The sequence below is a fragment of the Pseudomonas nicosulfuronedens genome, assembly GCF_005877905.1.
Taxonomy (GTDB): Bacteria; Pseudomonadota; Gammaproteobacteria; order Pseudomonadales; family Pseudomonadaceae; genus Pseudomonas; species Pseudomonas nicosulfuronedens.
Genome location: NZ_SWDV01000043.1, coordinates 56,727 through 67,595, shown reverse-complemented (window position 1 = coordinate 67,595; position 10,869 = coordinate 56,727). Strand labels below are relative to the sequence as shown.

The 10,869-nt window shown below is 62.8% G+C and carries 8 protein-coding genes; 7 read left to right on the top strand and 1 reads right to left on the bottom strand.

Going from position 1 to position 10,869, the window contains the following annotated elements; all coding sequences use genetic code 11:
- Nucleotides 1–227: hypothetical protein (locus FAS41_RS31060; RefSeq protein ID WP_218939132.1), on the bottom strand; the 227-nt coding region annotated here is incomplete at its 3' end.
- 236 nt (nt 228–463) lie between these two features.
- Here FAS41_RS31060 and FAS41_RS26150 point away from each other — a divergent pair.
- From FAS41_RS26150 to FAS41_RS26120, 7 genes are all read left to right on the top strand, one after another.
- Nucleotides 464–979, top strand: a complete 516-nt coding sequence (locus tag FAS41_RS26150; protein WP_138526262.1) for a sigma-70 family RNA polymerase sigma factor — start codon at nt 464–466, stop codon at nt 977–979.
- Nucleotides 976–1,950, top strand: a complete 975-nt coding sequence (locus FAS41_RS26145) for a FecR domain-containing protein (RefSeq protein ID WP_138526261.1) — start codon at nt 976–978, stop codon at nt 1,948–1,950. Before FAS41_RS26150 ends, FAS41_RS26145 begins: the two co-directional genes overlap by 4 nt.
- A 96-nt stretch (nt 1,951–2,046) precedes the next feature.
- On the top strand, nt 2,047–4,470 hold the full coding sequence (locus tag FAS41_RS26140) for a TonB-dependent siderophore receptor (protein ID WP_138526260.1): 2,424 nt from the start codon (nt 2,047–2,049) through the stop codon (nt 4,468–4,470).
- 429 nt (nt 4,471–4,899) lie between these two features.
- Nucleotides 4,900–6,702: an acyl-CoA dehydrogenase gene (locus FAS41_RS26135; protein WP_138526259.1), complete on the top strand. Its 1,803-nt coding sequence runs from the start codon at nt 4,900–4,902 to the stop codon at nt 6,700–6,702.
- Between the two features lie 34 nt (nt 6,703–6,736).
- On the top strand, nt 6,737–8,848 hold the full coding sequence (locus FAS41_RS26130; protein WP_138526258.1) for a 3-hydroxyacyl-CoA dehydrogenase NAD-binding domain-containing protein: 2,112 nt from the start codon (nt 6,737–6,739) through the stop codon (nt 8,846–8,848).
- 50 nt (nt 8,849–8,898) lie between these two features.
- Entirely contained in the window at nt 8,899–10,083 is a 1,185-nt protein-coding gene (locus FAS41_RS26125; protein WP_138526257.1) for an acetyl-CoA C-acyltransferase, read from the top strand.
- Nucleotides 10,083–10,856: an SDR family NAD(P)-dependent oxidoreductase gene (locus FAS41_RS26120; RefSeq protein ID WP_138526256.1), complete on the top strand. Its 774-nt coding sequence runs from the start codon at nt 10,083–10,085 to the stop codon at nt 10,854–10,856. Before FAS41_RS26125 ends, FAS41_RS26120 begins: the two co-directional genes overlap by 1 nt.
- The last annotated feature ends 13 nt before the right edge of the window (nt 10,857–10,869 follow it).

Sequence of the window (10,869 nt, the reverse complement as noted above, 5' to 3'; positions counted from 1 at the left end):
ATGTACCTGCCATCATCAGCGACCAGGCAACCTGCAGCGCCGGCAAACAACTCCTGCTCATGTGCAGGGATGTCCAAGCTACAAACGATCCGGTAGCGGAACAACCAGCCGCTGGGGATATGGCCGCAAACCTCCACAGTCTGCTGATAGCCCTCAACAGACAGTGGCCCGGAACCATGTGCCTGAGCACGGACATACGCCTTGCTTCGGGAAGACTCGCTGTTCATTTGTATTCGAAATAGATGACGTGGGAGCCAAGTCTACTCAATGTCCTGAAAATCCGGATGTCAGCTATGGGTCGATCTCAGACCCTCTTCAGCTAGGGCGATCGACCAGTCTCGGAAAGCCCAAACGCGTCCCCATCTCCCTATTTCCAGTAACCGTCCTTCTTGCCGTCTGGATAACGCCCACTTAAGATGCGACAAATTCGCATCTGCAAGCCGTTATCACGCAAGGATTCGCGTTGACATCTCCGCCCGCTCCCAGCGTCCATCACGCCGACATTCACTCGCTGTATCTCGATCACCACGCCTGGTTACTCGGCTGGCTGCGCAAACGCCTGCGCCACGCAGACAATGCAGCCGACCTGGCCCACGACACTTTTGTCCACCTGCTCGGCAAGCCAACGCAACTGCAGGAAGTCAGGCAGCCACGTGCTTGGCTGAGCGTCGTCGCCCGCGGTTTGCTGATCGACCGGGTGCGCCGTCAGCGCGTCGAGAAGGCCTATCTGGAAGCCATTGCCCATCTCCCCGAAGCGGAGATGCCCTCCCCAGAGTCGCAGTTGATCCTGCTGGAGACCCTCGCGCGAATCGATGCGGTACTGGATGGCCTGGCGCCGAAGGTACGTAACGCGTTTCTGCTGTCACGGCTCGAGGGCCTGGGCTACAAAGAAATAGCCGAGCGCCTGAACGTGAGTCTGAGCTCAGTGGAGAAGTACATGGCCACCGCCATTCGCCACTGCTTTCTGGCACAGCAATGAGCACCAGGGAACTGCCGGACGCAGTACTCGACCAGGCCATCGGCTGGCTGGTGCGTCTGCAATCGGGCTATGCGGACGAGCAAACGCAGACGGCCTGCCTGCTCTGGCGGCAGGCAGATCCGATTCACGAAACCGCCTGGCAAGCCTTGCAGTCCAGCGAGTCGGCCTTCGGACGCATGGCCGAACTACCCGGCGGTGTCGCACTGGACATCCTGCAACGCCTGCAGGGCAAGCGTCACGGCCGCCGCCAGGCACTCAAGGTGCTGGGCTTTGGCGTGGCAATCGGCAGCCTCAGTGGCTGGGGACTGCGTGAGCGCCCGCTAGCAACCTGGGGGGCGGACTACGTCACCGGTGTTGGTGAGCATCAGCAGTTCCTCCTGAGCGACGGCACTCGTCTGCAGCTCAATACCTCCAGCGCGGTGGACGTGCGCTTCACCGCACAGCGCCGGATGATCGCATTGCTGCGCGGCGAGATCTTCATCGACTCGGGCAAGGACAGCGAGGCACCGGCGGGTTATCGCAGCCTATGGGTGGAGAGCCGCCATGTTCGACTACAGGCCATCGGCACCGCCTTTGCAGTGCGCGATGAAGCCGAAGGAACGCGCTTGCGGGTCGAGGACGGGATCGTCGCTATCCATCGCGCAGACGCACAGCCGATCCGGGTGTTGGCGGGCGAGGAATACCTGATCTTCGGCTCAGGCACCCGACGGGTCGAACACAGCACCATGAATGCCAGCGCCTGGACACGCGGCCAGCTTGTGGCGAAGCGCATGCGCATGGCCGACCTGATCGAGGAGCTAGGGCGCTATCGCCAGGGATGGCTCAGCTGCGACCCGTCGATTGCTGCGCTGGAGGTCTCCGGCGTATTCCAGCTCGACAGCATCGATGACGTCCTCGACGCCCTCGCCGATTCGATGCCGCTGCGCGTCCAGCGCTTCACGCCGCTGTGGATTCGCATCGTCGCTCGCTGAGCTCAATGCAAAAAATTCTCGATAACGATTACGGTTTTTTCCGAGCCCTTCGGCAGACAAGAAAACACACTGCCATTGCCAAGGAGCTTGTTGTCCATGCCATCCCTTTCCTCGCCGTCGCGAGCATTGCGTCGCACCACCCTCGCCCTCACCCTTCGCGGCATTCTCCTCAGCAGCACCGCCGTCGTGTCACTGGCCAGCATCGGCGTGCACGCTGATCAAAACGGGACTCATCGCTACGACCTACACGCCGGCGCGCTGGAGGATTCTCTGAACGGGTTTGCCCAGGCTGCCGGGATCACGCTGCCTTTCGATCCATCACTGACCCAGGGCAAGCAGGCGCCAGCGCTGCATGGAGAATTCGACGTACAGAGTGGCCTGGATCAGCTGCTGAGCGGCAGTGGGCTGGCAGCTCGAAGGAGCGCCGGCGGCAATTGGCTGATCCAGCCCATTCCCGCCGCCGAAGGTGCCCTGGAAATGGAACCTCTGACTATCTCGGGGTTGTCCCCGGGGTCGGTGACCGAAGGCACCGGCTCCTACACCACCGGCAGCTCCAGCACCGCGACGAAGCTGAACCTCTCGCTGCGGGAAACGCCACAGTCGGTCAGCGTCGTCACGCGCCAGCAAATGGACGATCAGAATATGCAGTCTCTGGAGGACGTTGCCAGGGCTGCCACCGGCATCAGCACAGCCAAGGACTTTGGCACCGAGCGCTCGCGTTACTTTTCTCGTGGATTCCAGGTAAACGACCTGCAATACGACGGCGTGCCAACGAGTATTTCCGAGAGTTACTCGATGGATGTGACCTCGGTGAACAACATGGCAATCTACGACCGTGTAGAGTTCGTTCGCGGCGCAAACGGTCTGATGCAGGGGGCTGGCAACCCCTCGGCAGCCATCAACCTGGTGCGTAAGCGCCCAACGGACACCTACAAGTTCAAAGCCGAAATCGGCGCTGGCTCCTGGGACAACTACCACAGCCAGATCGACGTGGGCGGGCCGTTGAACGAACAGGGAACACTGCGCGCCAGAGCAGTGCTGCTGTACAACGCCGGCAACAGTTTCGTAGATCGCGCTGACAAAGAGAACCAGCTCTTTTACGCCATTGGTGAAGCCGACTTGAGCGAAGCCACTACCGTAAGTCTGGGTACCGTGCTGCAAAAGGATTATCACGGTGGCTATGACTGGGGCGGTCTTCCCACGCAACTCAATGGCAGCTTCTATCCACTGTCGCGCTCCAGCTCCTTTGCGCCGAGCTGGGCCCACCTGAACAAAATAAATCGCACCGTATTCGCAGACATCAAGCATGCCTTCAACGATGACTGGAAGCTGACGGTCAATACCAACCTGACCTGGTCAAATGCAGATTTCCTTGGGCTCTACGGCAACAACATTGGTAATGACCAGTTCCGCCTGTTCACCAACGACACCAAATACGACGACGAGCAAATCAGCCTCGATGCGGCGCTGAACGGCGCGTTCTACCTGCTTGGCCAACGCCACGAACTGGTATTCGGCGCTAACGCACGCAAGGATCGCTTCATCAACGAATCGCGCTACAACAACAACCCAAGCGTGGTCGAGATTCTTGATTTCGCCCCTTCGCAAGTGGCCTCGCCCACCTATGGCTATGAGCGCATCCAGTACCGTAACGTGCGCAAGGACAAGGGAGTGTATGCCGCCACCCGGTTGAACCCCACCGACGACCTGCATGTGATCCTTGGCAGCCGCTTCAGCTGGGTCGACTACGCCTCTGCCGACTATGAGGACCGCTTCAAGGAAGACGGAAAAGTCATTCCCTACGCCGGTGTGGTCTATGACCTGACTGACAGCGCCTCGGTTTATGCCAGCTACACCGAGATCTATCAGGTTCAAAACAACTACGACATTGACAACAAGCTGCTCGACCCGATCACTGGAAATAACTACGAAATAGGCCTTAAGAACGAGTTCTACAACGGGCTGCTCAATACCTCGCTGGCGGTTTTCCAGGTCGACCAAAGCCATATGCCCCAGGCGGTTACTGGCGCAGCACGTATTTGCGGGCCGGGGCGTACCTCAACCTGCTATGAGGAAGGCGGCAAGGTACGCAATCGCGGTTTCGAGGCTGAGGTGTCTGGCGAGATTCTCAAGGGTTGGAATGCGGTAGTGGGCTACACCTACAGCCACCCCGAATATGTAGCTGGTGCCCGCAAGGGCACTGATTATGCAACTGAAACCGCCCCCCAGCGGTTGTTCAAACTGGCGAGCAGCTATCGTCTTCCCGGAGAGTTGAGCGACTGGCGCGTGGGCGGCGACCTCTACCATCAGAGCAAGGTCTACCTGGGCAACGTGGAGCAAGGCGCTTACAACCTAGTCGGTCTGAACGCCAACTACCAGATCAGCCGCAACCTGAGTGCGCAACTGAATCTCGACAACGTGTTCGACAAGAAATACTACGCCTCGATCTATAACTCGAACTTGGGCAATTACTACGGCGAGCCGCGCAACTTCGCCATCACCCTGCGATACGAGAACTGAGGTGTTCCAGCCTCGCCGTAGCCCAACGGGTTGCGGCGAGATCGCAACATTGGCTTCAAGCTTCGGCCGGGTTGCTTTGTAACCGTGCGCGGGCGTTTATGAGCGTCCGCATTGGGTCGGAAGCTGACTTCTGAGCGAGGCACCTTCTGCCCCATAGCTGACGCTCGTATCAAAAACAGTCAGCGAGTGCTAATGCAGGACGGTGCGCGCATTGACGGGCACACAGACTGGTTCACCAATAAACACCTCAAGGTCCTGGAATTACCACTAGCGCGACAGTCTCTCAGGTCGCCACCCCTCCCCTCACAATGGGAGGGGCTGCAAGGCCACCCTTGGGGGTGTGAGGACCGGCATGTTCGCGTTTCACTTCGTCCATCACCGCCCGCTCTTCCATCACGGAGTCTGCGGGCGACTCTGGATGAGGACGCCATGGCCGCCGGACTGCTCAACGAACGCGATATAGAATTCCTGCTGTACGAGCTGCTAGACAGCCAGGCGCTGCTGCAACGCCCCCGTTACGCCGAGCATGACATCGAAGTATTCCGCGCCACGCTGGACACCGCGCGGACCATCGCGCTCGAGTACTTTGCCCCGCATTACCAGAGCGCCGACGCCGAGGAGCCGACCTTCGACGGGCAACGGGTACACCTGCTGGAAGACACCCGTAGAGCCTGGGACTCCTTCGCAGCCGCCGGCTTTGGCGCCGCGCACCATGACGCCACCGATGGCGGTCTGCAGTTGCCGGAAGTGCTGTTGCGAGCCTGCATGGCCTATTTCAATGCTGCCAACGTGGGAACCACCGCCTACGCCTTTCTCACCATCGGCGTTGGCAACCTGGTGAAGAGCTTCGCCGCCGACGAGTTGCGCCAGCGATTCCTGCCGCCGCTACTCGATGGCCGGTTCAGCGGCACCATGGCGCTGACGGAGCCTGGGCAAGGTTCTGCGCTAGGCGACCTGCGCACCACCGCGCGTCCGGTTGGTGACGGGACCTACCGCGTGTTCGGGCAGAAGATGTTCATCTCCGGCGGCGACCACGACCTGACCCAGAACATCGTCCACATGGTCCTGGCCCGCATCGACGGCGCGCCGGCCGGCGCCAAGGGCATCTCGCTGTTCCTGGTGCCGAAGCGGCTGGTCAACCCCGACGGCAGCCTGGGCGCACGCAACGATGTGGCGCTGGCTGGCCTGCTGCACAAGATGGGCAACCGCAACACCACCTCGACGGTGCTCAATTTCGGTGAAGGCGAAGGCGCCGTCGGCTATCTGGTCGGCGAGGCCAAGCAGGGCCTGGGCTACATGTTCCAGATGATGAACGAGGCGCGCATCGGCGTGGCGCTGGCCGCCGCCAGCCTCGGCTACCAGAGCTTCAACCATGCCCTAGATTATGCCCGTGAGCGACCACAGGGGCGCCTGCCCGGTGCCAGGGCAGAAAACGCTCCCCAGGTCCGTATCATCGAGCACGCCGACGTGCGCCGCATGCTATTGCAGCAGAAGGTCTATGCCGAGGGCAGTCTTGCGCTGTGCCTGTACGCCAGCAGCCTGGTGGAAGACGCGCATACCGCGCCGTGCACGAAGGCGCGCAGCGACGCTGGCGAGTTGCTGGATCTGCTGACGCCGATGGTCAAGTCCTGGCCTTCGCGTTACGCCACCCAAGCCTCTGATATCGGCATCCAGGTACTGGGCGGTGCCGGCTATACCCGCGAATACCCGATGGAGCAGCTGTACCGCGACAACCGCCTGAACCCGATTCATGAAGGCACCGAGGGGATCCAGGGCATCGACCTGCTCGGGCGCAAGCTTGGCCCGCGCGGCGGCGACGGTTACCGGCTGTTCCTCGACCGCGCCTACGTCACTCTGGCCGATGCGGCTACCGACGCTGTCTGTGCGCCCCTGGCGGCACAGCTGGGCGAAGCCTTGCAGCATCTCGAAGACGTCACCCGCGAACTGCAGGCACAAGTTGCCGAAGACCCCCGGCACGGGCTGGCCAACGCCACCGTCTACCTCGACCTGTTCGGTCGAGTGGTCGTCGGCTGGCTATGGCTGCGCATGGCGCTGCTCGCCGGCCGCGCGCTCGCCGCCGGCGCACAGGGCCCTGAGGTCGATTTCTACCAGGGCAAACTGCAGGCGGCACGCTACTTCATGGACTGGGAACTGGCACCACTGGAAGCCCAGTCACGCCTGCTGCTGGCCGGCAATCGCGTGAGCCTGGACATGCGTGACGCCTGGTTCTGAGTCCCCTTCCCTATCACCACTTCCCGGAGCCACGATGAATTCATTGATCCGCTATCAGGTCGAGGACGGCCTGGCCCTCATCACACTCGCCCGCCCGCCAGTCAACGCCCTCGGCCAGACATTACGCGCCGCTGTCCTCGATGCCTGCCAGCGTGCCGCAAGCGATGCGAGCGTGCGCGCGATCATTTTGCATGGCGACGGCAAACTGTTCAGCGCGGGCGCAGACATCAGCGAGTTCGGCAGCGCGGCGTCGTTCGCTGCGCCCTCGTTGCCCGATCTGCTGAGTCGCCTCACCCAGTTGGACAAGCCGCTGATTGCCGCGTTGTCCGGCCTGGCACTGGGAGGCGGACTGGAACTCGCCCTCGCCTGCGGCTACCGGATCGGCGAACCCTCACTGCGCCTGGGCCTTCCGGAAATCAGCCTGGGCTTGCTGCCCGGCGCTGGGGGAACCCAGCGTCTACCGCGTCTGATCGGCGTCGCGCCAGCATTGGACATGATGATTTCCGGCCTGCCAATCGACGCCAACCGGGCTCTGGAACTGGGCTTGCTGGATCGACTCGCCGCCAGTGCCGACACACTGGTCGAAGCCGCTCGCGCCTTTGCCCTTGATCTGCTGGGCGACCTGGCCCCGGCCCGCCCGCAGACACCCTTCGCCGAGCCTGCCGCGAGCGTGGCGGAGGACTTTTTCCAGCAGTACCGGCAAACCCATGAACCGCGCTGGAAGAACCGCCTGGCACCGCGCCTGGTGCTTGCCGCGGTGGAAGCCGCTTGCGTTCTGCCGTTGCAGGCAGGGCTGGAGCGAGAGCTGGCACTGTTCAAGCAGGCCGAGGACTCCGCGCAATCGGCAGCTCTGCGGCACCTGTTCTTCGCCGAGCGCGAGGCAGGTCGGATTCCCGGTATCGCCGAGGATATCGCCCTGAGGCCAGTCGCCAGGGTCGCGGTGATCGGCGCCGGCACCATGGGTGGCGGCATCGCGATGAACTTTGCCAACGCCGGCATTCCCGTCGTGGTCCTCGAGCAGAAGTCTGAAGCTCTCGAGCGCGGCCTGGCCAACGTTCGCCGCAATTACGAGAGCAGCGTCTCGCGTGGCAAGCTGAATGCCGAACAGTTGGAGCAACGCATGCAACTGCTCGTCGGCACGTTGGACTACGCCGATATCGCCGATGCCGACCTGGTGATCGAGGCAGTGTTCGAGAAGCTCGAGATCAAGCAGCAGGTGTTCCGCACTCTTGACGAGGTATGCAAGCCCGGCGCAATTCTCGCCAGCAATACCTCCAGTCTCGATGTCGATGCCATCGCCGCGGTGACGCGCCGACCGCAGGACGTGATCGGCCTGCACTTCTTCAGTCCGGCCAACGTGATGCGGCTGCTGGAGGTGGTGCGCGCCCGTGAAACCGCGCCCGATGTATTGGCGACCACACTCCGGCTGGCCAAGCGCATTGGCAAGGTGGCGGTAGTCTCCGGAGTGTGCTTCGGCTTCATCGGCAACCGCATGCTCGAACCTTACAACCGCGAGGCACACCGGCTGGTACTCGAAGGCGCGACGCCGGCGCGGGTGGACGGTGTTCTCACCGACCTCGGGCTGAACATGGGCGCGCTGACGATGACCGACCTGGCCGGGATCGACGTGAATTTCCTGGTGCGTGACTCCAACCGGTCGGCCTTCGCCGACGACGCGAGCTACTACCGAGTCGGCGACGCGCTCTACTCCCTGGGACGCTACGGACAGAAGACTGGCCGCGGTTTTTATCTCTACGAAGGCCGCCAGCGCCGTGACGATGATGAAGTGGTAGCCCTGGCTGAACGCCTGGCAAGTGAACTGCAAGTCGAGCGCAGGCTGATTGGCGATGCGGAAATCCATGACCGTTGCCTGTTCATGCTGATCAACGAGGGCATTCAGCTGCTCGACGAAGGCATTGCCCTGCGCGCTGGCGACATCGATCTGGTGTGGACCAACGGCTACGGTTTCCCCGCCTGGGTTGGCGGGCCATTGCACTATGCCGAGCAACTCGGCCTGGACAAGGTGCTGGACGGCATCCACCGCTATCGCGACAGCCTCGGCACCTATGGCCAGCGCTGGTTCCAGCCTGCGCCGCTGCTGGAGCGCCTGGTTGCAGCCGGCAAGACCCGCATCGAGAAAATCTGACTGCACGGCCGCCTTGGGCGGCCGTCGCCCCTTCGCCTCAGGATCAGCCCATGAAAGAAGCCGTGATTCTCTCCACTGCCCGCACGCCTATCGCCAAGGCATTTCGCGGGGCATTCAACGCCACCACAGCACCGACCATGACCGCCTTCGCCATCCGTGCGGCCGTCGAACGTGCCGGTATCGATGCCGGCGAAATCGAAGATCTTGTGCTGGGGACGGGCATGCCTGCCGGCACTGCTGGCTGGAACCTGGGGCGCATGAGTGCGCTGGCTTCCGGGCTGCCCCTGTCGGTCAGCGGCCAGACCCTCGACCGCCAGTGCGCTTCGGGCCTCATGGCCATCGCGACCGCTGCCAAGCAGATCATGGTGGATGGCATGCAGGTCACCATCGGCGCCGGCCAGGAGCACATTTCCCTGGTGCAGAACCGCCACATGCAATGGGTCGGCGAGTTCCATGACAACCAGGTACTGCAGCATGAGCCATGTGCCTACATGCCGATGCTCAACACCGCGGAGCTGGTCGCGCTGCGCTACAACATCAGCCGTGAGGCGCAGGACGAGTATGCGCTGCAATCCCAGCAGCGCACGGCCACCGCCCAGGCGGCCGGCCTGTTCGAAGGCGAGATTGTCCCGGTCAGCGTGACTCGCCAGGTCGTTGACAAGGCCAGCGGCGTCACCAGCCTGGAACAGATGGAGCTGCGGCGTGACGAAGGCAATCGCCCACAGACCACCCTGGACGATCTCCAGGGCCTCAGGCCGGTGATCGAGAATGGCAGCATCACCGCCGGCAACGCCAGCCAGTTGTCTGATGGCGCCAGTGCGTGCGTGCTGATGGATGCGCGCCTGGCCGAGCAACGCAACCTGCAGCCGCTGGGCATCTATCGGGGCATCGCGGTGGCCGGCCTGGCGCCGGAGGAAATGGGAATCGGCCCCGTGCTCGCGGTGCCGAAACTGCTCAGGCAGCACGGCCTGAAAGTCGACGAGATCGGCCTGTGGGAGCTGAACGAAGCCTTCGCCTGCCAGGTGCTGTATTGCCGCGACAGGCTGGGCATCGACAACGCAAACCTGAACGTCAATGGCGGCGCCATCGCCATCGGCCACCCCTACGGCATGAGTGGCGCTCGCATGGTTGGGCACGCCCTGCTCGAAGGAAAACGCCGTGGGGTGAAGTACGTAGTGGTGACCATGTGCGTCGGTGGCGGCATGGGTGCGGCCGGCCTGTTCGAGGTGCTGTGATGCGGGATGATCTGTTCTCTCTGGCTGGCAGGACCGTGCTGGTCACCGGTGCCTCCAGCGGTATCGGCGCGCACCTGGCGCGAGTCGCCAGCCAGGCTGGTGCCCGTGTAGTACTCGCGGCGCGGCGCATTGATCGCCTCGAACATCTGGCTGCCGACCTGGGCTGGGAGGGAGGGCGTGCCATCGCGGTCGCCATGGACGTCACCTGCCGGGAAAGCGTCGAGTCAGCCTTCACCGCTGCCGAGAAGGCTTTCGGTGTGGTCGACGTGGTGCTCAACAACGCCGGTATCGGCAATGGCCAGCGCGCCCTGGAGATCAGCGAGGAAGACTGGCGCGCGATGCTCGCCACCAACCTCGATGGCGTCTGGCGCGTGGCACAGTGCGCCGCCCAGCGCATGGTGCGTGCAGGCGTATCGGGCAGTATCGTCAACATCGCTTCGATGCTCGGCCTGCGTGTCGGGACGGGCTACAGCCACTACTGCGCGGCCAAGGCCGGCGTGGTGCAACTGACGAAGTCTCTGGCACTGGAATTGGCGCGCCACGGCATACGCGTCAACGCTCTCGCACCGGGCTATTTCAAGACCGAGATGAACGATACCTACTTCGACAGCGAACAAGGCCAGGCCTACATCCGCAACGCCGTACCGCTGCGCCGCCTGGGCCAGTTGGCGGAACTGGAAGGCCCGTTCCTTCTGCTGGCCAGCGAGGCCGGCGCCTACATGAGCGGTGAGGTGATTGCCGTGGACGGCGGGCAACTGGTCGGTTCGCTCTGACGAGGCTCGAAGC